At 36.6% G+C, this 24,871-nt stretch carries 23 protein-coding genes, 1 riboswitch and 1 other annotated feature (1 of these 25 running past the window's edge); all 23 genes read left to right on the forward strand.

Annotated elements, in window-relative coordinates:
• Positions 1–281 (forward strand) — a binding site (T-box leader) (it extends 58 nt beyond the left edge of the window).
• A 79-nt stretch (positions 282–360) separates the two neighbouring features.
• Complete coding sequence (gene trpE, locus ACONDI_RS00655; RefSeq protein ID WP_241079574.1) at positions 361–1,917, forward strand: anthranilate synthase component I; 1,557 nt, start codon at positions 361–363, stop codon at positions 1,915–1,917.
• Positions 1,898–2,497, forward strand: coding sequence for an anthranilate synthase component II (locus tag ACONDI_RS00660; RefSeq protein ID WP_241079575.1), 600 nt, complete (start codon positions 1,898–1,900; stop codon positions 2,495–2,497). The genes trpE and ACONDI_RS00660 overlap by 20 nt, the downstream gene beginning before the upstream one ends.
• Entirely contained in the window at positions 2,475–3,557 is a 1,083-nt protein-coding gene (trpD, locus tag ACONDI_RS00665; protein WP_241079576.1) for an anthranilate phosphoribosyltransferase, read from the forward strand. The genes ACONDI_RS00660 and trpD overlap by 23 nt, the downstream gene beginning before the upstream one ends.
• Entirely contained in the window at positions 3,554–4,453 is a 900-nt protein-coding gene (gene trpC / locus ACONDI_RS00670; protein WP_241079577.1) for an indole-3-glycerol phosphate synthase TrpC, read from the forward strand. Before trpD ends, trpC begins: the two co-directional genes overlap by 4 nt.
• Entirely contained in the window at positions 4,446–5,126 is a 681-nt protein-coding gene (locus ACONDI_RS00675) for a phosphoribosylanthranilate isomerase (RefSeq protein ID WP_241079578.1), read from the forward strand. The genes trpC and ACONDI_RS00675 overlap by 8 nt, the downstream gene beginning before the upstream one ends.
• On the forward strand, positions 5,113–6,366 hold the full coding sequence (gene trpB, locus ACONDI_RS00680; RefSeq protein ID WP_241079579.1) for a tryptophan synthase subunit beta: 1,254 nt from the start codon (positions 5,113–5,115) through the stop codon (positions 6,364–6,366). Before ACONDI_RS00675 ends, trpB begins: the two co-directional genes overlap by 14 nt.
• Positions 6,359–7,174: a tryptophan synthase subunit alpha gene (gene trpA, locus ACONDI_RS00685; protein ID WP_241079580.1), complete on the forward strand. Its 816-nt coding sequence runs from the start codon at positions 6,359–6,361 to the stop codon at positions 7,172–7,174. The genes trpB and trpA overlap by 8 nt, the downstream gene beginning before the upstream one ends.
• Before the next feature lie 128 nt (positions 7,175–7,302).
• Positions 7,303–7,593 carry a UPF0175 family protein gene (locus tag ACONDI_RS00690; protein WP_241079581.1) on the forward strand — a complete coding sequence of 97 codons (291 nt, stop codon included), beginning with the start codon at positions 7,303–7,305 and terminating at the stop codon, positions 7,591–7,593.
• Positions 7,580–8,089, forward strand: coding sequence for a PIN domain-containing protein (locus ACONDI_RS00695; RefSeq protein ID WP_241079582.1), 510 nt, complete (start codon positions 7,580–7,582; stop codon positions 8,087–8,089). Before ACONDI_RS00690 ends, ACONDI_RS00695 begins: the two co-directional genes overlap by 14 nt.
• A 109-nt stretch (positions 8,090–8,198) precedes the next feature.
• Positions 8,199–9,617: a B12-binding domain-containing radical SAM protein gene (locus tag ACONDI_RS00700; protein ID WP_241079583.1), complete on the forward strand. Its 1,419-nt coding sequence runs from the start codon at positions 8,199–8,201 to the stop codon at positions 9,615–9,617.
• A 148-nt stretch (positions 9,618–9,765) separates the two neighbouring features.
• Entirely contained in the window at positions 9,766–11,136 is a 1,371-nt protein-coding gene (locus tag ACONDI_RS00705; protein WP_241079584.1) for a radical SAM/SPASM domain-containing protein, read from the forward strand.
• Between the two features lie 267 nt (positions 11,137–11,403).
• Positions 11,404–11,565 (forward strand): hypothetical protein, encoded by a 162-nt coding sequence (locus ACONDI_RS00710; RefSeq protein ID WP_241079585.1) that lies wholly within the window; start codon positions 11,404–11,406, stop codon positions 11,563–11,565.
• A 132-nt stretch (positions 11,566–11,697) separates the two neighbouring features.
• A riboswitch (SAM riboswitch) is annotated at positions 11,698–11,830 on the forward strand.
• Positions 11,831–11,904: 74 nt separating this feature from the next.
• Complete coding sequence (locus ACONDI_RS00715; protein ID WP_241079586.1) at positions 11,905–13,194, forward strand: O-acetylhomoserine aminocarboxypropyltransferase/cysteine synthase family protein; 1,290 nt, start codon at positions 11,905–11,907, stop codon at positions 13,192–13,194.
• A gap of 128 nt (positions 13,195–13,322) precedes the next feature.
• Positions 13,323–14,438 (forward strand): homoserine O-acetyltransferase MetX, encoded by a 1,116-nt coding sequence (gene metX, locus ACONDI_RS00720; RefSeq protein ID WP_241079587.1) that lies wholly within the window; start codon positions 13,323–13,325, stop codon positions 14,436–14,438.
• A gap of 234 nt (positions 14,439–14,672) precedes the next feature.
• Positions 14,673–16,112: a methyl-accepting chemotaxis protein gene (locus ACONDI_RS00725; RefSeq protein WP_241079588.1), complete on the forward strand. Its 1,440-nt coding sequence runs from the start codon at positions 14,673–14,675 to the stop codon at positions 16,110–16,112.
• Between the two features lie 249 nt (positions 16,113–16,361).
• Positions 16,362–17,198, forward strand: a complete 837-nt coding sequence (locus ACONDI_RS00730; protein WP_241079589.1) for a CPBP family intramembrane glutamic endopeptidase — start codon at positions 16,362–16,364, stop codon at positions 17,196–17,198.
• Positions 17,199–17,409: 211 nt separating this feature from the next.
• Positions 17,410–17,940 (forward strand): hypothetical protein, encoded by a 531-nt coding sequence (locus tag ACONDI_RS00735; protein ID WP_241079590.1) that lies wholly within the window; start codon positions 17,410–17,412, stop codon positions 17,938–17,940.
• A gap of 163 nt (positions 17,941–18,103) precedes the next feature.
• Entirely contained in the window at positions 18,104–19,810 is a 1,707-nt protein-coding gene (locus ACONDI_RS00740) for a spore germination protein (RefSeq protein WP_241079591.1), read from the forward strand.
• Positions 19,810–20,925, forward strand: a complete 1,116-nt coding sequence (locus ACONDI_RS00745; protein ID WP_241079592.1) for a GerAB/ArcD/ProY family transporter — start codon at positions 19,810–19,812, stop codon at positions 20,923–20,925. The genes ACONDI_RS00740 and ACONDI_RS00745 overlap by 1 nt, the downstream gene beginning before the upstream one ends.
• The gene (locus tag ACONDI_RS00750) at positions 20,922–22,163 is read left to right on the forward strand and encodes a Ger(x)C family spore germination protein (protein WP_241079593.1); all 1,242 of its coding nucleotides are present in this window, start codon (positions 20,922–20,924) and stop codon (positions 22,161–22,163) included. The genes ACONDI_RS00745 and ACONDI_RS00750 overlap by 4 nt, the downstream gene beginning before the upstream one ends.
• Before the next feature lie 71 nt (positions 22,164–22,234).
• Positions 22,235–22,462, forward strand: a complete 228-nt coding sequence (locus ACONDI_RS00755; protein WP_241079594.1) for a hypothetical protein — start codon at positions 22,235–22,237, stop codon at positions 22,460–22,462.
• 78 nt (positions 22,463–22,540) lie between these two features.
• Positions 22,541–22,732, forward strand: a complete 192-nt coding sequence (gene dmpI, locus ACONDI_RS00760) for a 4-oxalocrotonate tautomerase DmpI (protein ID WP_241079595.1) — start codon at positions 22,541–22,543, stop codon at positions 22,730–22,732.
• Between the two features lie 183 nt (positions 22,733–22,915).
• A complete protein-coding gene (locus tag ACONDI_RS00765) occupies positions 22,916–24,625 on the forward strand; it encodes a sigma 54-interacting transcriptional regulator (RefSeq protein ID WP_241079596.1) in 1,710 nt (569 codons plus the stop codon).
• Positions 24,626–24,871 lie beyond the last annotated feature (246 nt).

Consider the following 24,871-nt stretch of genomic DNA (forward strand, 5'->3'; position numbering starts at 1 on the left):
TGGTGAGATCCGGCAAAGAAATTTACAGTGAATGGCCCCGGGAGCTACAAACCGAAATCTATATATCATAATGACGTAATGGTAAATGGAGAGTAGGCTTTGTCGGAGAGCTCTACCGTTAAAAGGAGCAGGGTATCGGATAGCTATTAAAGTGATTTTTTAGATGTATGTTAGTTGTCCCGTACCTCCAAGAGGGGATCGCTTTAATAATATTTTGGACTTAATTATATTAAAGCGATTAATTAAGGTGGCACCGCGAAAGTAAACCTTTCGTCCTTATATTTATATAAGGATGAAAGGTTTTTTTATTTTATAAAATTATGCTTATAGAAAGCTTATACAAAAAAAGGAGGTTAAAAAATGGTTAGTCCAAATTTTGAAGAGTTTAAAAACTTAGCAGAAAACTACAGGATTGTGCCTATATATATCTCTGAAGTAGCCGATAGAGAAACTCCTATTACTATCTATGAGAAGTTAAAAGAAGAGAACCCGGTGTTTTTACTTGAGAGTGGTATGGGAAGAGAAAAGCTCGCGAGATATTCTTTTGTCGGTTGTGATCCTTTTATGGCTTTTGAAAGTTATTCTGATGAAGTTATTATAACCCAAAATGGCGCCAAAACAAGACAAAAAACTAATCCACTAACGGCTCTAAAAGAACTGTATAAAGAGTATACTTCTCCACAATTAGAAGATTTGCCTAGATTTTTTGGTGGGGGTGTAGGTTATTTTGGCTATGAAATGATTAACTTTATTGAAGAAAACAAAAGCTTCTCCAAAAGTCAGGAAGATAGGCTAGAAACCCCTGATATTAGTCTTTTGTTTCCAAATTTTGTGATGATATATGATCATTTGTTTCATAAACATACCGGGGTGTTAAACATTGATGTCAAAGGACTATCAGTTGATGAACTTAAAAAAACCTACTATGAAAAAGTAGATAGGCTTAAAGAAATTATGAAGAAAGCTACTACTAATGAAATTAAAAATAATCCGCAAGATGCAGAAGATGTAGTAAAGGAAAATAAAAGTAAAACAAAAATGAGCAATAATTCTAGTGATCGTAACTTTATACAGTCCTTTTATTCTCCTGAAAAGTTTAAGGAAGATGTGAAAAAGGCTAAAGATTACATCCTAGAAGGCGATATCTTTCAGGTGGTTTTGTCTAGATGCTTAGAGATAGAATTAGATCGTACCTCCTGGGATATCTACCGAGTGCTTCGTACAGTTAATCCTTCCCCTTATATGTACTATATGGATTTTGAAGAATTCTCTGTAGTTGGGGCATCGCCGGAGATGCTTGTAAGACAGGAAGGAAGGGATGTGTATACCAGGCCGATAGCAGGTACTAGACCAAGAGGCAAAAATGAAAAAGAAGATCAAAAGCTTGCAGATGACTTAGTTAATGATCCTAAAGAAAGAGCAGAACACCTGATGCTTATTGATCTTGGCAGAAATGATATCGGCAAAATATCTTCCTATGGAAGTGTCAAGGTTACAGAGGAATTTGGAATTGAAAACTTTTCCCATGTGATGCATATGGTTTCTGAAGTTCAGGGTGAAGTCGATGAAAGTTACGATATGATTGATGTGTTGAAAGCCTGCTTTCCTGCTGGGACCGTTAGCGGGGCACCAAAGATACGTGCAATGGAAATCATAGATGAACTAGAGCCGGTCAAGAGAGGCCCTTATTCAGGTGGTGTTGGGTACATGGCCTTTAACGGCAATATGGATGTAGCCCTAACTATAAGAACTTTGGTTATTAAGGATAATAAAGGCTTCATTCAAGCTGGAGCGGGGATAGTTGCTGACTCGGTACCCGAGAAGGAGTATCAGGAAACTCTCTCTAAAGCTAAGGCACTATTAAAAGTAATAGAAAAAGCTCATGGGGGTGAAAGCCTTGATATTGGTATTGGATAATTATGATTCATTTACGTATAACCTGGTGCAGTACCTGGGACAGATTGATAGTAATATAAAGGTTATTAGAAATGATGAAATAACCTTAAAAGAAGTAACGGAATTAAATCCAAGCAGGATTATTATCTCTCCTGGTCCTGGTAGACCCGAGGATACAGGGATAGTGCCAGGTGTAATAGATCATTTCTCAAAGAAAGAGGTGCCTGTTTTGGGGGTATGCCTGGGGCATCAGGCTATAGGCCTCGTATTTGGGGCCAGTGTAATAAAGGCTGATAGATTAATGCACGGCAAAATTTCTACTATTAATCATGATGAAGTTGGGATTTATGAAGGAGTATCGCAAAACTTCGAAGCTACCCGTTATCATTCTCTAATAATTGATAAAGAAAGTGTACCTATGTTTTTGAAAATAACTGCTAGTACTGATGAGGGTGAAATCATGGGGATAAGGCATCGTAACTATCCTGTGGAGGGAGTTCAGTTTCATCCTGAGTCATTAAAGACTTTTGAAGGAAAGAAGATTCTTTATAACTTTGTCAAGGAAGGGGTGAACTGTGATGAAAGATCAGTTGGAAATTAAAGGATGTATCAAGAAAGTAACAGAAGGCTCTAACCTGACAGAAAAAGAAAGTGAATATCTAATGCGTAAAATTCTTGCTGGAGAACTTACTTCGGCTCAGCTAGCTTCGCTGATAGTAGCTATGAAAATGAAAGGTGAAACAGTTGATGAAATAACGGGTTTTGCCAGGGTGATGAGGGAGAAAAGTAAGAAAATAAACTTAGATCATAAAACTTTTGCTACAAAAGAGGCTGATGTAGAAGGTGGTCTAAGTGACAGTGTTATTGATACATGCGGTACAGGCGGAGATATTAGTTCAACATTTAATATTTCAACAGCTTGTGCAATAGTTGTCTCTGGTTGTGGCCTAAAAGTTGCAAAGCATGGCAATAGAGCGGTTTCTAGCTCGTGCGGAAGTGCTGATATTTTGGAAGAATTAGGGGTAGAAATCACAACTTCTCCTGAAAAGACGAAAGAATGCATTGAAAAAGTTGGACTGGGATTTTTGTATGCCCCGATTCATCATGAAGCGATGAAACATGCCAAAGAACCTCGCAGGGAAATGGGGATAAAGACTGTATTTAATGTTCTTGGTCCCCTGACAAACCCAGCCGGAGCCAAAAGGCAGCTAATAGGGGTTTATGACGAGAGTTTGACAGAGGTAATGGCTGAGGTGCTAAAAAAATTAGGTTCCAAAAAAGCATGGGTAGTTCACGGACTTGATGGGATGGATGAGATTACAATGTGTGAGAAAACCAAAGTGACAGAGCTAGACGAGGGGGAAATCACTACTTTTTATCTAAATCCTTCTGATTACGGGAAAGATATGGTTTCTCCAGAAGAACTTGCAGGAGGAGATAAGAATTATAATGCTGGCTTAATATTGGATATCTTGAATGGGAAAAAAGGCCCCTCAAGGGATATAGTTGTCTTAAACTCTGCGGCAGCTCTTGTGGTTGGAGAAAAAGCCAAAGATCTAAAAGAAGGAATGCAAATTGTAGAAGCACAAATAGATAAAGGCGCCCCCCTTGAGAAGTTAAATATGCTAAAAAGCATGAGTAAGGAGCGTGGAGTGGTTTGATCCTAGACAAAATAATCGAGAAAAAGAAAGAAAGAGTAGAGAAAGCTAAGATGAAAACAGGCTTTGAAGAGATGAAGAAAAAAGCAGAAGAAATGATTTGTAATGCGGAGCAAAAAAACAAAAGTGAAAAAAATAAGAGTGAAAAAAATAAGAGTGAAAAAAATAAGTTTTTATTAAAAGAGCATGAAGAATTTATTATTATATCTGAAGTAAAAAAAGCTTCACCTTCTAAGGGGAAATTTGATTTTCAGTATGATATACCAGAACTTGTTTCTCATTATGAAGAAGGTGAAGCGGATATCATCTCTGTGGTTACTGAAGAAGATTTTTTTCTCGGAGGTGTAGAGCTGTTTGAAGAAGTAAGGCAAAGTACTAAACTGCCTCTTTTGAGAAAAGATTTTGTCATAGATTCTTATCAAATATATGAGAGTAAAGTACTTGGAGCGAAATTTATTTTGCTTATAAGCTCAGTCCTCACTGAAAATAAGCTAAAGGAGTTTATCAATATAAGTCTTAGCCTGGGTATAGAGCCCCTTGTAGAAGTTCATACAAAAGAAGACTTGCAAAAGGCCCTTAATGCAAATGCCAGAATGATTGGGATAAACAATAGAAATCTAAAGGAGTTTAAAACTTCTTTAGACAATACAAGAAATATCTTGCCTTTGATCCCAAAAGACAAAGTAGTCATAAGTGAAAGTGGTATAGAAAATAGTGAAGATATTTTGGAGCTTAAAAAAATAGGGTCTGATGAGGTTTTTGTAAATGGGGTTCTAGTTGGAGAAGCCCTTGTTAAAAACAAAAACCCGGCAGAAAAAATAAGAGAACTAAAGTTAACAGATAAAATAGATAAAGAGATAACTTCAGGGGGTGGCAAGGAGGGCAGAAAGAATGGCTAGAGTTAAATACTGCGGCATCACAGACTTAGAAACAGCAAAGTATGCCCAAACTCTAGGGGTTGATGCCCTTGGTTTTGTATTTGCCAAAAGTAAAAGGCAAGTTTCTACAGATAAAGCAAAAGAGATCGTAGGAAGCCTTGGGCCTTTCGTTAGTGTGGGTGGAGTATTTGTGGGTGAAAGTGAAAATAAAGTAGCAGAAATTGCTAGTTACTGCAGATTAGATTATGTTCAGCTGCATGGTGATGAAACTGAAAGTTATATCAAAAGCCTTTGTAAGATATTTGACAATCTTAATTTGAATGTTGATATAATCAAAGCTTTTAAAGTCAAGGATGAGAGCAGTGTTTCGGAAATAATAGATTTTGCTAGTGAAAAGTATTCTTGTAGGTATCTAAGTGGCTATCTTCTTGATGCTTACAGCAAAGATGGGCACGGGGGGACAGGTAAGACCTTTAACTGGGAGTATTTTGACAGGGTCAAAGATAATATAGATAAGCCCCTTATACTGGCTGGAGGTCTTAACCCGGATAACATTTATGAAGCCCTACAAAAAACAAGTCCTTACGGGGTGGACGTTAGCAGTGGTATAGAATCAAATGCAAAAAAAGATAAAGAAAAAATGAAAGAATTTATTACACAAGTGTGGAGGTGGCAAAAAGATGTATTTCGGTGAATTTGGCGGCAGATATGTGCCAGAGACTTTGATTGCTCCCCTTAATGAATTGGAAGAAGCTTATAACAGTCTTAAGGATGAGCCTGATTTTAAGAAAGAACTGAATGAAGTTTTGCAGAACTATGTAGGTAGGCCAACAGCTCTATATTATGCCAAGAGGTTTTCTGAGGCTCTAACAAAAGATATAAAAGAAATGGATAATAATATTGATAGTGATTTTGATATTAATCCGAAAGTATATCTAAAAAGAGAAGACCTCTCCCATACAGGGGCTCATAAGATTAATAATACTGTAGGCCAGGGAATCTTGGCCAAAAAAATGGGCAAAAAGAAGATAGTTGCAGAGACAGGAGCCGGCCAGCATGGTGTTGCAACTGCTACTGTAGCTGCAAGGCTTGGTTTAGAATGTACGGTATTTATGGGTGAAGAGGACATTTCCCGTCAGGGGCTAAACGTGTTTAGGATGAAACTTCTAGGTGCCAATGTAGAGCCTGTCAAGACTGGCAGTAAAACACTTAAGGATGCTACAAATGAAGCCATCAGATACTGGGTGAGTAATGTATCTGATACTTATTACTTGCTTGGATCTGCTGTAGGGCCTCATCCTTATCCGACAATAGTTAGGGATTTTCAGAAAGTAATCGGCCACGAAACAAAGACACAGATAAATGACGTGGAAGGAAGAAATCCTGATTATATCGTGGCCTGTGTTGGTGGAGGCAGTAATGCCATTGGCATAATGCATCCTTTTATAGATGATGATGAGGTAGAACTAATAGGAGTAGAGGCAGGAGGCGAAAAAATAGAAAGAGGCTGTCATGCAGCTGTATTAAATTACGGCACTGCAGGGGTTCTTCACGGTAGCAAAAGTTATCTGCTTCAAGATAGGGAAGGTCAGATTGAACCTGTTCATTCTATCTCGGCAGGTCTTGACTACCCTGGTGTTGGACCAGAGCATTCATATCTAAAAGATATCAATAGGGCTAAATATGGTGTAGTTGATGATAAAGAAGCTTTAGATGCCTTCAAACTTCTTTCAAGTACAGAAGGGATAATCCCTGCCCTAGAAAGCGCTCATGCTATAGCATATACCAAAAAAATGGTTCAAAGCAAAGAATTTTTAGATGAAAACCTGTATAACAAGAAAAATAAAGAACCTTTGATTGTAATAAACCTTTCAGGCCGTGGTGATAAAGATGTAGAACAAGTCTCAGATATGGGGGTGTTACTAGATGGATAAATATATTGAGTATGATAATAGTGTAATCGAAAAGTATTTTGCCACCAAAAATAAAAACAATGAAAAAGTTCTCATACCTTTTATTATGGCAGGAGATCCGGATCTATCGACAACTGAAAAGCTAGCACTAGAGATACTAGATAATGGAGGGGACATATTGGAGATAGGACTGCCGTACTCTGATCCCCTTGCAGATGGCCCTGTAATTCAGCAATCGGCTGAGAGGGCAGGCAATGTAAAAATCGCACAAGTACTTGAACTCATAAAAAAAATAAGAGCCAAAACTGACAAGCCCTTGGTTTTACTGGCTTATTTTAACCCAATATATAATTATGGCACAGAGAAGTTCATAAATGATTTTTGTGAAGCCGGGCTTAATGGTCTTGTTATCCCCGATCTTGCCTTTGAAGAAAGAGATGGACTGGAAAAACAAGCTAAAGATAAACTTGACCTGATATCTTTTATCGCTCCCACAAGTGACGAAAATAGACTTAAAGAAGTGGCCAAAAGGGCAAAAGGTTTTATCTACTGCGTATCTGTTGCAGGTGTAACTGGTGTTAGGGAAGGTTTTGATTATCAGGTAAGAGAAGCAGTTGAAAAAATTAAAAATTACACTGATGTTCCCCTGGCAATAGGCTTTGGGATATCAAACCCTGACCAGGCCAAAAAAGCTTCTGAACTTGCAGATGGAGTTATTGTTGGAAGCGCAATAATCAAAAAAATAGAAAGCCTCCCAAAAAAACCTGACAATAAAGACTTTACAGAAATCATAAACTTTATTAAAGATTTAAAGGCTTCATTAGTGTAGTAATTCAAGGGTAATTTAACCCTTGTTTAAGTAAAAATTTTTTTAATGACTTAACTTATGTTATAATGTAAGCAACCAATAAATTACAGTTAAAAGGTATTGTATGCTAGTCAGAAAGGGGTGTTGATATGGGCGAGGGCTTTAAAAACAATGAAGAAAATAAGCATGGACATAAAGTACTATCTATCCCTGAAAATGTTTACTCAGCTATAAAAGTCCCAGATAAACAAAAAGAAAAGGTCATTCTTAAAGAGCTAGCAGTCACTTTTTATAAGCAGGGATATTTATCTTTTGGAAAAGCAAGAGAACTTGCTAATATGTCAAAATGGGAATTTCATGAGGAATTAGGTGAAAGGAGAATAGAAAGACATTATGACTCAGAAAACCTAGAGGAAGATTTAGAATATGGAAAAAGTTAACCCTGTTGTTTTTAACTCATCACCTTTAATAAATTTGTCTAAAGCAAAATGTTTAAATATAATTATTGATTTGTTTGGTCAAATAATGATACCTGAAGAGGTGTATAATGAGTTAATAATAGAAGGAAAGGATAAAGAGGGTGTAAATAAGATATCAGAACTTGTTGATAAAAATCACATCTTGGTTGAAAAAGTATCGAATATACCGTTGTTAATCGCTCTTAAAAGCCATCTAGATATAGGTGAAGCTGCTGCAATTGTCCTAGCTTTAGAATTTAAAGCTGATCTTGTAGTAATTGATGAGAAACAAGCAAGAAAATATGCAGGGGATTACAATCTAAACAAAACCGGGGTAATAGGATTACTGATTCAAGCTAAAAACAAAGAGTTAATTAGTGAAGTTAAATGTTACCTTGAATTAATTATCAGAAAAGGATTTTATATAAATGAAAACTTGTACTATGAAATATTAAGACATGAAAATGAATTAGATTAGCTATATTAATTATGTGCCCATGTAGGGCTTTTTTTTTGGATAATTTTAATTCAAAAAGCACAGTATAAATGGAGCGAAATAATTAAATGTAGGATGACGGAGGTTTAGAATGATGAGAATACTTCTTGTTAGAGTCAATCAAAATAGCACCATGGGTTTTAGAGATCTTATGCAGGTGGAACCTCTAGGTCTATTGATGATTGCAGGAGTTCTTAAAGAGCATGAAGTAAAGATAGTAGATTTTGCAAATCCAGGGGATATTAAGAGTATAGTAACTGATTTCCAACCGGATATGTGTGGGATCTCATGCTCCTTTACCGTAGATTATGATAAGACTATAACGATAGCTAAAGAGATAAAAAGTGAGTCTAAGGAAACTTTTATATTTATCGGAGGCCATCACGCAGCAACAAAACCAGAACACTTTGCTTCTAATTATGTTGATGCCCTGGTAATTGGTGAAGGGGAAGAAACAATTAAGGAATTAGTAAGTACGTATGAAAATAAAAAAGACTTTAAAGCACTTAAAGAACTTAAAGAAGTTAATGGGCTAGTAATAAACGAGGGAGGAAGTAAAAATCAGCAGTATCATACTACTCCTCGCTCTTTGATAAAGGATCTAAATAACCTTCCATATCCAAGGCGCGATCTAGTAGCAGAATATCGACCTTATTATTACCTTGGGCTAAGACGGCCTGCGTATGCTCTAGAGACAGCCAGGGGATGTCCATATAAGTGCAAATTTTGCAGTGTATGGCGCTTTTACCGAAGCAGCTACAGGCTGAAAAGTGCCAAGCGAGTCTTTGAAGAGATCGTGAGTATGCCTGGAGATACGATTTTGGTTACAGATGATAATTTTTTTGCCAGTATAGAACGGGCATATCGAATTGGTGAGCTGCTAAAAGAGGCTGGAATCAAAAAGTACTTTAGCATTCAGGCTAGAAGTGATGATATAGTTCGAAATATCGACTTGATAGATCTATGGCGAGAAGTTGGATTATCTTCTGTTTTTATAGGCTTTGAACAGATTGATCAACAGGGTTTAAATAATCTCGACAAAAGAAATACAATCAAAAATAATGAAGAGGCGTTATTTGCTCTTAGAAATAGAGGCATAAATGTGACTTCTTCATTAATAGTCAACCCCTCTTACAGTGAAAATGATTTTGAAGTGATGTTAAGCTACATAAAAGAAAAAGAAATTAGGGCCCCTTCTTTTTCAGTACTTACCCCCCTTCCTGGAACGATTCTATATGAAGAAGAAAAAGATAGGATATTAACAGAAGATTTTCGTCTTTATGATCTGCTTCACGTAGTACTACCAACCAATATGCCCTTAGAGAATTTTTATCAAAATTTTGCAAGATTATGGAAAGAATCCTACAAACAAAATATTCCTCGAATAAGGCTTAACTCAACAATAAGGGATGTATTACTTACTCCTTCTAACTGGCTTCATTCGGTAAAACTTCTAAGAGGGATGAAATGTATGTTTGATGCAAATAACTATCTATTAGATCATAACTAATCTAGATGATAAAACTAATATCGTAGGTGATATATCATAGCTGCTAGAAGTAGACCCTGCCGAATAAGACTCTGCTGAATAAAACTTGTTGTATTGGCAAAAACTTAAAATAAGTTACTGAACTTAGCTAAAAAGGGGGCTTATATATATGGCCATTATGATAGAGGGAAGCGTTAGGGAACGGGCCAAACAGTTTATGGGTGATAGAATATTTAAAAAAGCTTTAAATTACATGGAAAAGGCCCCATATAATAACTTGATTAAGACAATGGAAATGATACAAAAGGCTCCTATAGCTTCTCATCACCATAAGATGATACAAGATGCCAAATATCAACTACAGACTGATCAGGTAAAACAAGAGTACTTAAAAAGAATCTTCGGAAACGTTAGTATAAATGTGCAGCAAAAAGGGCTGGTTAATCTATTTCTGAATGCTATGTTGATGGGTGTACCCAAACAGAATAAAATGGCTGAGGAATTAGGGGTTAGTGTACCGTTTTCTATTCTGATAGACCCGACTAGTAAGTGTAACTTGAACTGTTTTGGCTGCTGGGCAGGGGCATATGAGAAACACAATTCTCTTAAATTCGAAGAAGTTGACAGAATAATAGAAGAAGCAAAAGAGCTTGGAATATACTTTATAGCTCTTTCTGGCGGAGAACCTTTTATGTGGCCGCGTCTTTTTGAGCTGTTTAGAAAGCACGATGACATGGCGTTTATGGTCTATTCAAATGGGACCTTGATAAATGAACAGATTGCCGAGAAACTTGAAGAGATTGGCAATGTTAGTGTAGTTTTGAGCCTTGAAGGAAAAGAAAAGACAACAGATGATAGGCGTGGGCAAGGGGTCTTTAATAAGGTTATGAAAGCTATGGATAACCTTAGAAAAGTCGGGGTGCCATTTGGTTTTAGTGTAACCCTTACAAGTGAAAACTGCGAAGAAGTCATGTCAGATGAGTTTATCGATCTTATGATTCAAAAAGGAGCACTATATGGATGGTCATTTCATTATATCCCCGTTGGTAGTGACCCAGATTATTCCTTGATGTTAACAGCATCTCAACGCAGCTGGCTTATTGAAAGGGTGAGGCAGATAAGAACAGAGAAAACCCTGCAGATGGCAGACTTTTGGAATGATGGCTCACTGCCTCAAGGCTGTATCGCAGGAGGGCGAAGATACTTCCATATAACTGCCAAAGGCGATGTGGAACCGTGTGCTTTTATTCATTTTGCTGCGGATAATATAAAAAGGAAATCATTAAAGAAAATCTTAAATACCCCGATATTTAAAGCTTATCAAAAAAGACAGCCTTTTAGTGACAATATGCTTCGTCCGTGTCCCCTTATAGATGTTCCGGAAGCTTTGAGAGAGATTATTCAGGAGTCAGGGGCAAAACCGACTCACCCGGGAGCAGAAAAAGTTCTTGAAGGGCTAGAAGCGCATAAGATGGACGAGATTGCTAACAATTGGAAGGAAAAAGCTGAAGATAAGTACGAAGAGATAAAAAAGGCCTGATGACCTTTTTTATGAAGCTCTTTTTAGTATAGCCTTAAGCACCTGTCTATTACCAACGTGTTGCAAGAATTTGCTAAAAAGCTCACTTTTGGTAGCAGGCAGGTGTTTTTAATAGATATCAAAAATAAACTATAACGCATCCTTTTATTAATCAATTTCACAAATCGGGACCAAAGCCTCAGGAAAAGTTTTGTCTATTTAGTAAAATAGAATCAGTGATTAATTTCAATAATTGGTTCCTATTTAATTCTTAGGGGGATGATAAAAGTGAAAGAAACAGATTATAATTATGATTTTGATAAAGATATGGTTTTATCAGAAGAAGAGATTGATGAAGTACTAAAAGAGCTAAAGACTGATATAGTCGAAAATGATTCAATTAAGCTTGATGAAAACACTTATGAAGAAATAAATCAGATGTTAGAATAGCAAATGGAATATAAATTTATAAGTACAAGGTTTATATAATAAGTTAGTTGTTGACAATACTGTATTTTAAGTGTATATTATAGGCTAAATATTTATTTAGTGAATTCGTTCATACGAAAAGTATATAGCGTTTCCTTATCCAGAGAGGCTGAGGGACTGGCCCTATGACGCCCGGCAACCAGCGAAAATGACCCGTTAATTGATTTTCGCAAGGTGCCAATACCTGCGGTACCGGTAAATAGGTACCGGTACCGGATGATAAGGTTTTTTGGAGTTACCGGTGGATAATAGGCAGTTAACAGCCTCCTGGATAAGAAAATTAAACAGGAGGTTTTTTTGATGGTTGAATTTAATGAATCAGGATTTGAAACTAGACAGTTACATGCAGGTCATGAACCGGACAAAGAAACGGCTTCTAGAGCTGTTCCTATCTATCAGACAACTTCATACGTGTTTGAAAGCCCAGAATATGCTGCCAAAATTTTTGCTTTAGAGCAGGAGGGTTATATATACACAAGAATTACAAATCCAACTCTTGAAGTATTAGAAAAAAGGCTTAGTTCCCTTGAAGGTGGTGTTGGAGGGCTTGCCGTTGCATCTGGGCAGGCTGCGATAACATATTCTTTACTTAATATTGCCGGGGCAGGAGATGAAGTGATATCCTCTAGCCATTTATATGGAGGGACCCATACGTTATTTACTAATACCCTGCCTAAGTTTGGGATCAAAGTAAAATTCCTAGAGGATCCTAACGATACTGATGAGATAAAAAGATTAATTAATGATAAGACAAGGGCTGTATTTGCAGAAACTATCGGGAACCCCAAAGGAAGTATATTAGATATCGAAAAGGTTGCCAAAACAGCAAATGATCATGGTCTGCCTTTGATTGTAGATAATACCTTTGCAACCCCTTATCTATGCAGGCCAATTGACTATGGTGCAAATGTCGTCATTCATTCAGTGACCAAGTTTTTGGGAGGGCATGGAACTTCAATAGGCGGTGCTATTGTAGACGGTGGTAATTTTGAATGGAATAAAGAAAGATTCCCTGAGTTTAACGAACCTGATCCTTCCTATCATGGTCTGGTATATAACGACATAGGTGAAGCTGCTTATATTACAAAAGCAAGGGTACAGCTTTTGAGAGATGTTGGTGCCTGCATGAGTCCTTTTAACGGCTTTTTGATTTTGCAGGGCATTGAGACTCTATCCTTAAGAATGGAGCGCCATGTTGAGAATTCTCTTGAAGTTGCTAGATTTTTGGAAGAACATTCTTGTGTTGAGTGGGTAGAATATGCTGGACTAAAGAGCCATAAAGACCATGAACTATCTAATAAATATTTGAATAAAGGGCCAGGAGCGGTATTTACCTTTGGTATCAAAGGTGGCTCTGAAGCTGGCGAAGAGGTTATAAAAAACGTGAAGGTGTTTTCTCATCTTGCCAATGTAGGTGATGCCAAATCCTTAATCATTCACCCGGCGAGCACAACCCATCAGCAGTTATCAAAGGAAGAGCAGCAAAAAGCTGGAGTGCTACCCGAGCTTATCCGTATTTCTGTTGGACTTGAAAACGTAGAAGACCTAAAAAACGATCTAGACCAAGCATTAAAGAAATCATGCAGCTAAATATATAGTTTAAATACAGTGATTTACATTGACTGAAGAATATAAAGATTGATTAAAAAAAAGATAGATTAATTTAAGAATAGATTGTAGATTTTAGTAAGATTTGATTATAAAGGAGTAGATCTTTTGTGAATACATCATATTATGAACTAAAAACTCCTTTTGAACTTGAAAACGGAGACATACTTGAGAATGTTCAGATAGCTTATGATACTTATGGAAAACTAAATGATAGTGGTGATAATGCCATCCTGGTTTGTCATGCTTTGACAGGAAGCAGTCAGGCAGGGGTAGAAGGTGGTAGTGATAACCTGGAGGATGGTTTTTGGGCACCTATAATTGGCCCGGGAAGATTATTTGATACCAACAGATACTTTGTTGTCTGTATGAATATTTTGGGCAGTTGTTATGGGACCACGGGGCCTATGTCGAAAGATCCAAATACAGGCGAACCTTATGGTCCTGATTTCCCCAAAATAAATATCAAAGATATTGTCAAATTACAGCATGAAATGATGGATGTTTTGGGGATTAAAAGGTGGTATGCGGTAGCTGGTGGCTCAATAGGTGGTATGCAGGCGTTAGAGTGGGCCATAATGTACCCCGAAAAGCTTGAAAAGACCATCGTTATAGCAGCACCATTTTGGCTAAACTCCCACGCTATAGGGTATAATTGGATAGGTATTAGGGCAATTAAGCAGGATAGAAACTTTCACCAAGGTTACTACTATAAATATGGTGTAAGACCTGACGAAGGGTTGGCCCTTGCAAGGATGGCGGCGATGCTCACGTACAAAAGTGGTGAGCTTTTGACAGAGCGTTTTGATAGGCAGGGCAAAGATGTAAGATACGGGGAAGCAGAATATGAGGTGGAAAGTTATCTAGAACATCAGGGCGAAAAGTTCATTAATCGATTTGATGCTAACTCTTATCTTACTCTTGTTGATGCCATGAATTCTCACGATGTTAGGTTGCCTTATAATGGTGATTTGAAAAAAGCTCTTTCTAGGATAAAAGCAAAAGTACTGCTTGTAGGTATAGAAGAAGACTTACTCTATCCGCCATCACTAAAAGAATACATGAAAGACGAACTTAGAAAAGCCAGTGTTGATGTAGAACATGAAGAGTTTAGTTCACCACATGGGCACGATGCTTTTCTTGTGGAATTTAACAAGTTAGCAAAGGTGATAAAACCTTTTTTGGAAAAAAAGTCGATATCTGATGTAAAAAGCGGTATCTTTTAGTTTTTATCAGAATGTATGAATCGGAATGTTTGAAGAATTTGAGAGATAGCAGTGATCATTAAAGTTGTGATCGTACCTGTTGTCTCTTTTTTATACCTTCAGTTTACTGAATTTTCTTGATTTTTTTCTTCGATTTATGTAGAATTGATGAAAAGTAAATATGTACAAGCCTTTAATATCTAACTTTACCTGGATTTTTATTAACTCTTATGAGAGGAGGCAGCAGGATATTGTTTGATTTTGTTAAGAAGAGCTGAAATGATAATGCACCCTTTTTCTCCTGATCTAGAAGGTGAAAATGTAGAAGACATGGAGGACCCTGACGGGGTGTATTTATTTCAAGAATTTGTTGATGTTGCCACAGAAGAAGGGGAGGGGCACGTAGAATACCAGTGGCAGTATTATGATGATGAGGACAGGATTGAACCCAAGATATCATATGTAATAGGGTTTGAACCCTGGGGTTGGATTGTAGGGACAGGTATATATGTAGAAGATATTAACCCGCTGGTTATGAATAGAACTTTGGTAATATTAGGGTTGATTGCCGGCACAATAGTTATATCAATTGTATTAACTAAAATAGCGGCAAATAAAATGATTTTAACACCGCTCAAAAGTCTTGTTGATGGTGCAAAAGAAATTGGCAAGGGTAACTTGAACAGAAAAGTTGATGTACAGTCAGCTGACGAGATTGGACAGCTGGGGCTAGCTTTTAACAATATGACAGAAAATGTAAAAAATTTGATAAAAGATATAAATGATAGTGCTTCTACACTATCAGAGTCAGCTGCTCAAATGAATAAGGGCATTGAAGAGGCTAACTCCTCTATGTCGGAAATTAGCAGTGGTATCGAAAGAGTCTCTGAAGGGGCAAGTGAAAATGCAAAGGCACTTAAGGATACTAATGCATCTGTAGAAGAAGTTTCAAAAGCTGCTCAGAGTATAGCAGAGTCAGCCCAAAATGCTGCTGAGGAAAGTGCAAATACAAATGATAATGCTCATAAAACTTTAGAAACTGTGGAAGATGTATCTCAAAAAATGCAAAAGGTAGACGAAGGAAGAACTGAAGTGGAAAGTATAATTGAAGAGCTATCTAGCGCGGTAGCAGAGATTAATAGTTTTGTTGATACTATCTCTGATATAACTGAACAGACTAATTTACTTGCTCTTAACGCTGCGATTGAGGCGGCAAGGGCAGGAGAAGAGGGAAGCGGCTTTACTGTAGTGGCAGATGAAGTACGCAAACTATCTGAAGAATCGTCTAACTCTGCTAAAGAGATTGAAAGGATAGTGTCTAATATTAGGGAAAATACTGACAAAGCCCTTACCTCCACCACTGAGGAAGGCAAAGAGATCAAGGCATCTGTTGAAGCAGTAGCTGATGTTAAAGAGAAAATTAATGAGATAGTAAATGCAATTGAAAGAGTTGATGGACAGATACAAGATATTGCTTCTGCATCTGAAGAACAATCTGCAGCGAGTGAAGAGACGAGCTCTTCAGTGGATAGCGTCCTTGAAGTTGTTGAAGACACAGCCAAAAATGCTGATACAATCTCAAGTGGAACTCAGCAGCAGGCTTCAAGTTTAGAAGAGATGAGTGCTAGCATGGAAGATGTAGAAAGGATTGCTAAGGAATTAATGGAGAAAGTAGATAAATTTAATGTAAATTAGATTATGATTCTAGTGCAAATAGTCTATTCACATAAGTATAGTGTTTTTTATAAACCTATAATGTGTACTAAAGCCCTTCTATGGTAGAATAGAGATAAATGTCTACTTATAGAAGGGCTTTTTGTTGTTACAAAACTTTGTTAATATGAATCTTTGCACCAGAATCAATTTTTGCTATTTTGACGGACTGGAGGGATACTTATCTTTAAAAATATCATCAAAAGTATTTTAATTCACCCTGAGAGAGGGGTGAGGGGTGGATGGAAGCTAGCTTTAATAGTGGTTATTACCCTTGTAATGTTTAATATTTTGGGCATGTTGGTTGGTCAGATTTTGACAGCTGTAGGAGATTTTGAGTTTGAAGAGTTTATATTAAGTCCTGCAGCCGACACTATCTACTTTTATATTTTCATGTCTATACAGCACATAAGTATTTTACTTGGAATATTGCTGGTTCTAAAGTTAATCGACAAAAGCAGCATTGCTGAGATTGGTTTAGATTCTATACGGGATAATTTTCGCGATCTTGTGTCTGGACTTATGCTTGGGGCGTTGTCCATAGTACTCATATTTACATTTTTGTTTACGCTAGATCAAATATCTATTGAAAAGTCACTGTTTCAGCCTGAATTTACACCTCATATATTTTATGGGTTGTATTTATTCGTCCTTGTAGGTGTGATTGAAGAGGTCTTTGCCAGGGGATACTGTATGAAAAAGGTGTTAAATCACGACAATGTATTGGTTCCGGTGATCGGATCATCGGTTATTTTTATGGTGATGCATCTAATGAATCCAGATCTTTCTTTTTTGGGTCTTTTTAATATTTTATTAATTGGAATTTTATTTGCGTATATGTTTATAAAGACGGGGAATCTCTGGATGCCTATTGGGTATCATATTACATGGAATTATTTCCAGGGTAATATTTTTGGTTTTTCTGTAAGTGGTATGTCGATGGAGGGAATATATAATGTAAGCTCGATGGAAGAGAATATAATGACAGGAGGAGGATTTGGCCTAGAAGGAGGACTACTTGCAACTTTTGTTATTTTATTAGGCTTTTTGGCTGTGAAGAGATATTAGCGAGGACGGTGCTGCTGCATCCTATCAGAGAAAGTATAAGAAGAACAAAATCGCACGGGGACGGCTATACTGCTATTTTTTTTGCAGTAGAACCGTCCCCGTTCTTCGTTTCCAAAAATTAAAAGTCAAATAAACTTATTAAATTTACAGTTTTTATAAATAATAAAAAGACCTGGTTATTTATAAAAAAAGAAACTGAAAGGAGCAAATTATGAATAAGATAAAAGACAGGTTAATTGCTGGTGCTTTAAGTGGGATTGCTGCTAATGTGGTCAAAATTGGTATCGAACATGCATCGAAGACATTTGGTTATACTGAAGAGACAGGGATGGATAAAGCAGCAGGATTTTTCTTATCTCCAAGTAAAGTAATGACTCCTAAAGGTAAGTTAATCGGTTTTATAGGCGATACTACTATAGCAGGCGCTCTTGGAGTGTTTGCAAGTTATTTGATGACTATCACTGGTAAAGACTATTATGCCTTAAAAGGGCTAACTATTGGAAATATGTCGTGGAGTACTATGTATGGAGTTATGGCCTCACTTGGATCTACAACTACAAAGTCTGATGAACCTAATACCTATCTAACCTCTTTAATATCTCATACAGCATTTGGCATTACAAAAGCTTATATTTTAGTAAATATAGCTGATTCTGGGATTTTTAAGCCTCATTATCAAGCACTGGGAAAGCCAAAAGAAGAATCTGATTCTGCTAGTGTTAAGTCCTCAAATAATAGTTGAGGCAAATTAAGCAAGATAAAAAGGCTAAACTTAGCTGGTCTAACTAAGTTTAGCTTTATATTTTAGTTTGTATAGTTTTTACAGACATACTTGAAATCTTTAGAGAAAGAATAAAGCATAACAATAACAAAAAGCAGCTCAAGAAAAAGGGGCAAAAATTTAGATGCGTTTTATGAAAAAATTAAACGAACTAAAATCAAAATTAAAAAGTAAAACCCAAAAAAAAGACAGCCATTACTGGTTAAAAGATGATTATAACCTTGAGAAGCGTCATGAACTTATAAATAAAGAAAATGTTAAAAAAAGCTTGGACGAGAATATTGAAAATATAAGGAAAATACTCGGAAAAAGTGATGACCTGATTATAAACAGCCTGGAACTAGGCGATAAAGATATAAAAGCTGCTGCAATTAATATTGACGGTCTACAAGATTCCAGGGGAGTGGAGAGGATTTTTGCCGATATAACCGGGGAAATCCATAAAACTAACCTGCCGGCTTCATCAAATGAAGAAATCTTTGAAACCATCCATAAAAAAATCAGCAGTAACGAAGAAGTAACTCCAGAAACAGAATATGAGAAGATATTCGATAAACTTCTTATAGGTGAAACTGTCATATTAATCGACGGCATTGATAAGGCCTTAATATTTGATACTAAAAGCTGGGATGTAAGACAGGTAGAGGAGCCAGAAACTGAACGTACCATTCGGGGATCAAGAGATGGATTTGTCGAATCGGTCAAAGTGAATACAGCCCTTATTAGGCGAAGGATAAGAAGTCCTAACTTTTGGATTGAAAGCATGGATATAGGAAGGGTTACAAAGACCAAGGTTTCCTTTGCTTATCTAAAAGGTTTGGCAAATGAAGACTTGATTAATGAGGTTAGAACCAGGCTGCAAAAGATCGATACAGATAGAATTCTAGAAAGCGGTGAAATAGAGGAGTTTATAATGGATACTCCTTATACTATATTTCCCCTTGTTCACAAGACAGAGAGAACAGATATAGTAACATCTAATATTTTGGAAGGGAAAGTAGCTATATTTACCCAGGGTACACCAATAGTCCTTTCGGTACCTAATGCTTTTGATGAGATGCTTCAAGCACCAGATGATTATAATGAAATTTTCCCTATAGGTTCATTTATTAGACTGGGCAGACAATTAGGATTTTTAATTTCTATGCTTTTGCCAGGTTTTTATGTAGCTATATTTAATTTTCATACAGAGCTTGTTCCAACTTCACTACTGTTAAGGGTAACTGCAGCAAGGCAGGGGGTGCCCTTTCCCAAAGTTATAGAAGTGCTTCTTATGGAGTTTGCATTTGAATTACTTAGGGAAGCAGGGCTAAGGCTTCCGGGAATGATAGGGCCGGCAATTAGTATTGTAGGAGCTTTGATCCTTGGAGAGGCAGCTATCCAGGCGGGAATTGTATCTCCTGCAGTGGTGATAATTGTTGCCCTGACTGCTATAGCTTCTTTTATGACCCCTTCATTTAGCCTTAGCATTTCCGGTCGAATTTTAAGATTTGTGATAATTTTGGCTGGGGCTACTATGGGGCTTTTTGGAGTGCAATTTATTTTTATTCTGGTGGCGATCCATCTTGCATCTCTTAGATCCTTTGGTTATCCCTTTTTTGCTCCTTTGGCTCCTTTGATTATATCGGATTGGGGTGACTTTTTGGTTAGAATTCCCTGGTGGGCCAAAAAAGTAAAGCCAAAACTAACTACTGGGCGTTCTCCTAATAGGTTTAAAGGTAAAAAACAGTTCATGCCTTCTGGACTTGAAACAAGAGATGAACCCTATTCTTTAAATGAAGACAAAAGAAATGAAGAAGGTAATAACGGTAAACAAGGAGATGAGTCTTAATGGCTGTTGAAAAAATCCATAACCGCCAGCTGCTTATAATGACTTTTATTCTTCGCACTACTGTTGCATTTGCTTTTTTGCCAGTGCTGACTACAGGTACTGCAAGACAGGATGCCTGGGCATCAAGTATTTTGATGTATATTGGAACAGTAGTGCTTTTACTTATAATCGTAGGACTTGCAGTAAAATTCCCCGATAAAACTATCGTTCAGTATAGTGAGATACTTCTTGGTAGTGTCCTTGGGAAAGTGATAAGTTTTCTGGTATTATGGATGTTTTTACACATGGCGGCGACAGAAGCAAGGATATATGGGGAACTTATTAATATAGCGTTCCTCACAAGGACGCCGGTATTTCTAATACAGGCAGGAATGATTATCCTAGCAGCTATAACAGTATATCTGGGGATAGAGGTAATCGGCAGAATGGCAGATTTTGTGCTGCCCTGGTTTATAATTTTAATATTTGTTACCATTATATTTTCTCTTGTTGATGTTACTCCAGAAAATTTTGAGCCTATACTTGCAAGGGGGATGGCCCCGGTTATTAAATCTTCTCTGACCCCTATAGCCATTGCAATACAGATCTTAACTGTTGCTATGATTTTACCCCGGACGAATGAGCCGAACAAAGGTATAAAAACAGTCTTTGTTTCTATAACCTTTGCATCTTTTATGGTTTTGGTGGTGTCTGTCGTAGTAGTGCTAGTAATAGGGCCTGAGTTAGGGAATAACGCTGTTTTTCCTTTTTTGTTTACTATTAGAAACGTTGAAACTGGTGAAGTATTAGAAAGGATAGAGATTTTTACTGTGCTTGCCTGGGGTCTTGGTATATATATCACTCTTTCTGTATACCTTTACTGTGGTGCCAAAGGCATTTCTCAGTGGCTTAACCTTGAGAGCTATCGCCCCTTAGTCTTCCCCATGGCAGCAATATGGACGGCTCTTTCAATTCATTCCTTTGATACAGTATATCAGTTAGAAAGTTTTCTGGCACCTGAGATAATTTTTCCTTATGCAATGACAGCTATAGGTATAATATATGGCTTCTTATGGGGTGGATATTTATTTAAAAAACTATTTGTTAAACGAAAAGGAGGAAACTTAGAAAATTGAAGCTTTGTATGTTTAAAGATATATATTTGTATCTAATTATGATTATTATGATAATATCTGTGTTTGCTATTTTTTATGGTGCTGGATGTTGGGATAGAAGAGAACCAGAAGATTCAGCCTTTGTACTTGCTATGGGTTTTGATTATGATGAGGATGAGGAACTATATGAGATAATAGTGCAAATTCCTGATCCCCAGGGAGCGGCAGGAGATCCAGGCGGTGCAATGGGTGGTGAAAGTCCTGGTGTAAAGGTGGCAAGTGGGAAAGGAGTAACCCCTTTTAAAGCTGCAAGAAATTTGCCGGCTACCAGGGATGTATTTTTTGGTCAAAATAAAATAGTTATTTTTTCCGAGGCTGCAGCAAAAAATGGGTTAGGTTCTATATATGACTTCCTTGCCAGGGAACGCCAGGCAAGGCTTGTTGCTACTCCAGTTATACTAAAAGGTGAAGAAAGTATTACTCAGTTTTTACGTACAGAGGTTCCATTAGATGAAGTTTTGGCAGATGCGCTAGAAAGACAGTTCTCTCTTATAATTGAACAGAGAGGGATTTTTCCTCAAAAATCCCTGATTGATATATTTGATATGTATACTATTGTAGGCAAGGAGCCTGTAATGGGAAAAGTAAAACTAGGAGAACAAACAGAAGAAGATATGATCGGGGAAGATAAAGAAGCTGTAAAAGCATCAATAGAAATTGAAGGAAGTGGATTTTTTGAAGGTGATAGTTTGAAGGGATGGTTAGACCCTGATCAGACTGAAGGATACCTTTGGTTGAGAGGTGATCTTCTAAGGGGCCTTACAGTTATTAAATGTCCTGTACATGATGAGCATCCAATAAGTATCGAAGTATTAAACACTGATGTTAATAAGATACCTGTAATAACCGAAGAAGGAGAAGCAGAAGTGCACCTGGAAGTAAAAGCTGATGGAAGGATACAACAGCAGAACTGTCCTGCTACATATGAGCGCCATGGTGAGCTTTCTGAAGCTTTAGATAGAAGATTTGCAACAGTTATAGAAAATAATATAAAAGAGACTATAGAAGTAGCTCAAGAAAAAAATGTAGACTTTTTGGGTTTTGGTAATTTATTTTACAGGAAGAAGTATAACGAATGGACAGAAGAAGACATTGGAGAAAACTGGGAAGAAATATTTGAAGACTTGACGGTCAAAACAGATATAGATGCTAATGTTAGAAGGGCAGGATTGATTCAGGCACCTATAATTAGGGAATAATAGATTTAGATTGAATAGATGATGTTATTATGGCTTTAAGCAAATAAACAAATTATTATGGTGGTTAAATTATGTTAGTTATATTGATTTGGTTTGTTATGATAACAATTGCAATAGTAGAGTTTTTAAAGATGAAAAAAGAAGGGCAAAAAAAAACTATGATAGCTTTCTTTCCTATTTGGTTTTTTGCGACTATTTATGCAACCTTAGTATTTCTTGAGGTGCCTATACCAAATCCTACGGATGTTTTAATGTGGATAATACCGATAGTTCTTGAGATTTTTGGCTATAATATATGATGGCAAAGTTTTTCTGAGTCTAAATTTTCTGCTAAAATATACCTATGACAGGAAATATAAAACGAAAGGATGATTAAGATGCCAACTATTTTCTTTTATGGGCCAGAACTAGACAAGGACAAAAAAAGAGAGCTCATCGACAGCTTCACCAAAAAGGCAAGCGAGCTGACTGATATTCCAGAATCTGCATTTGTAGTATATCTTCAAAGTTCGACACCAGACCAAGTAGGAGTGGGAGGGAAGCTATTAGAAGACAAGCAGAAAGAATAAATAATAAAGAAGAAAAAAGGCTTAAAAACAAATTTATAATTTTAAATTATACCTCCTGAAATAGTGTTTTAGGGGGATTATTTTTTTATAAAATATTTTTAACAGCTAGTATTTTATATCATAGTCTTAATTGATAGAGAATATTATACATACTATAAGACAACTTTTTTAGGGGAGATAGTTATGTATAATTCTTTTTTGTTAGAGTCTGCTTTGAATGCTGCTTATAATGGGATTATTATAGTTGATAAAGACTCCAAAGTAGTTTTCTGTAATGATGCAGCAGCCAAGATGATTGGTTTAACAAAGAATGAAATGTTTTATCAGGACATAAAGAAAGTTAACCCTCATACCCAAATTGAAGAAGTTTTAAAAGAAGGGAAAGAACATCTCAATAAAAAAGTAAAGTTAAATTCAAAAGTAGTTATTACAAACCGTTCTCCAATATTTAAAAATGGAGAAATCGAAGGTGCTGTTGCTGTTTTTCATGATATAACAGATTTTCAAAAGACACTTAATGAACTTGCAAACACAAAAGATGCTTTAACTAAGCTTGAGACAGGCTTAGAGCAGGTCTCAGATGGGATAGTAATGGTAGATAATAAGGGATATATAACAAGGATTACTGAAAGCTATTGTGAATTCTTAGGTACAACTTGTGAAAAAGCAGTTGGAAAACATGTGACAGAAGTTATAGAAAACACCCGGATGCATCAAGTTATAAAGACAGCTAAAGCTGAGCTTGGACATATCCAGTATATCAATGGAAAACAGGTCGTGGTAAATAGAATACCTATTGTGATAGAAGGAAAAGTTGTAGGTGGGATCGGGCAGGTTATTTTTCAGGAAGTATCAGATCTATTGAAACTTGTCAGGCGTCTTGACATTGCAGAAAGTAAGTTGGAATACTATGAAAAGGAAGTTAAACGCCATAAGAGAACCCGTTATTCATTAAACAACATTATTGGAGAGAGTGAAAAAACCAGTCAGATGAAAAATATGATTAAAAAAGTAGCCAAATATCCTTCGACGGTCCTTGTCCGGGGGGAAAGTGGAACGGGGAAAGAACTTGTTGCCCATGCTATTCATGATGAGAGTAATAGAAGGGATGGCCCCTTTGTTAGGGTTAACTGTGCTGCTATGCCAAAAGACCTTTTGGAAGCTGAACTGTTTGGGTATGAAGAAGGGGCATTTACGGGGGCAAAGAAAAAAGGAAAACCCGGGAAGTTTGAACTGGCTGAAGGAGGGACAATATTTTTAGATGAAATTGGAGATATGCCCTTGGAGATGCAGGTAAAGCTGCTTAGAGTTTTGCAGGAAAAGGAAATAGAAAGGGTCGGGGGAACAAATTTAAAAATAATTGACGTTAGGGTAATTGCTTCTACTAATAGAAATTTAGAAGAATTAGTAGCTAAAAAATTATTTCGCAAAGATTTGTACTATCGTTTGAATGTAGTAACCTTAAAAATCCCCTCATTGATAGAGATACGTGAGGATATGAATAATATAGTTTTTTATTTGTTAAAAGAGTTAAATAGTGAATACGGTACTGCTGTAGAAAAAATTTCACCTGAAGTTGAAGAATTATTTTTAAATTATCACTGGCCGGGTAATGTCAGGGAACTTAGAAATGTGCTAGAACGGGCCATTAATATTATGGATGGAATAGTTGTTAACTTAGAAGATCTTCCCATGTACATACAGGAGTATAGTTATAAGAATAATGCCAATGATACCTCTAACTTAAATAAAACATTACAAACTTCTGAAAAGAGTACCATAATAAAAGCTTTAAAAGCTGCTGGAAATAATAAAAAGAAAGCAGCAAAGATTTTGAATATACATAGGACTACGTTATATAGAAAAATTGACAAATACAATATTAGTGTTTAACGTAACGAGAGTTAGCAAAATATTGTGTTGCAACATGTAGCGAGGATGCAACATTACTATAATAAGCTTGTTTTCTTGTCAATCTTTTAGAACGGTATTATTGTGTTGCACTGATGCTACAACAAATTTTCAAATAAGTAAATTTAAATAAAGAATAATTAGAGCTTTTTTTGCCGCTATGAAGATTTTTTGAAAATTTGATCATGGATAAACTTATAGTTGGTACAGAACTTGCTTTTCTAAATG

Source organism: Natranaerofaba carboxydovora (assembly GCF_022539405.1).
Classification (GTDB): domain Bacteria; phylum Bacillota; class Natranaerobiia; order Natranaerobiales; family Natranaerofabaceae; genus Natranaerofaba; species Natranaerofaba carboxydovora.

Excerpts from the sequence above, each read along its gene's own strand:
- trpE (WP_241079574.1), top strand. The coding sequence starts at position 361 with ATGGTTAGTCCAAATTTTGAAGAGTTTAAAAACTTAGCAGAAAACTAC.
- trpD (WP_241079576.1), top strand. The coding sequence starts at position 2,475 with ATGAAAGATCAGTTGGAAATTAAAGGATGTATCAAGAAAGTAACAGAA.
- ACONDI_RS00675 (WP_241079578.1), top strand. The coding sequence starts at position 4,446 with ATGGCTAGAGTTAAATACTGCGGCATCACAGACTTAGAAACAGCAAAG.
- trpB (WP_241079579.1), top strand. The coding sequence starts at position 5,113 with ATGTATTTCGGTGAATTTGGCGGCAGATATGTGCCAGAGACTTTGATT.
- trpA (WP_241079580.1), top strand. The coding sequence starts at position 6,359 with ATGGATAAATATATTGAGTATGATAATAGTGTAATCGAAAAGTATTTT.
- ACONDI_RS00690 (WP_241079581.1), top strand. The coding sequence starts at position 7,303 with ATGGGCGAGGGCTTTAAAAACAATGAAGAAAATAAGCATGGACATAAA.
- ACONDI_RS00695 (WP_241079582.1), top strand. The coding sequence starts at position 7,580 with ATGGAAAAAGTTAACCCTGTTGTTTTTAACTCATCACCTTTAATAAAT.
- ACONDI_RS00700 (WP_241079583.1), top strand. The coding sequence starts at position 8,199 with ATGATGAGAATACTTCTTGTTAGAGTCAATCAAAATAGCACCATGGGT.
- ACONDI_RS00705 (WP_241079584.1), top strand. The coding sequence starts at position 9,766 with ATGGCCATTATGATAGAGGGAAGCGTTAGGGAACGGGCCAAACAGTTT.
- ACONDI_RS00715 (WP_241079586.1), top strand. The coding sequence starts at position 11,905 with ATGGTTGAATTTAATGAATCAGGATTTGAAACTAGACAGTTACATGCA.
- ACONDI_RS00735 (WP_241079590.1), top strand. The coding sequence starts at position 17,410 with ATGAATAAGATAAAAGACAGGTTAATTGCTGGTGCTTTAAGTGGGATT.
- ACONDI_RS00740 (WP_241079591.1), top strand. The coding sequence starts at position 18,104 with ATGCGTTTTATGAAAAAATTAAACGAACTAAAATCAAAATTAAAAAGT.
- ACONDI_RS00745 (WP_241079592.1), top strand. The coding sequence starts at position 19,810 with ATGGCTGTTGAAAAAATCCATAACCGCCAGCTGCTTATAATGACTTTT.
- ACONDI_RS00755 (WP_241079594.1), top strand. The coding sequence starts at position 22,235 with ATGTTAGTTATATTGATTTGGTTTGTTATGATAACAATTGCAATAGTA.
- dmpI (WP_241079595.1), top strand. The coding sequence starts at position 22,541 with ATGCCAACTATTTTCTTTTATGGGCCAGAACTAGACAAGGACAAAAAA.
- ACONDI_RS00765 (WP_241079596.1), top strand. The coding sequence starts at position 22,916 with ATGTATAATTCTTTTTTGTTAGAGTCTGCTTTGAATGCTGCTTATAAT.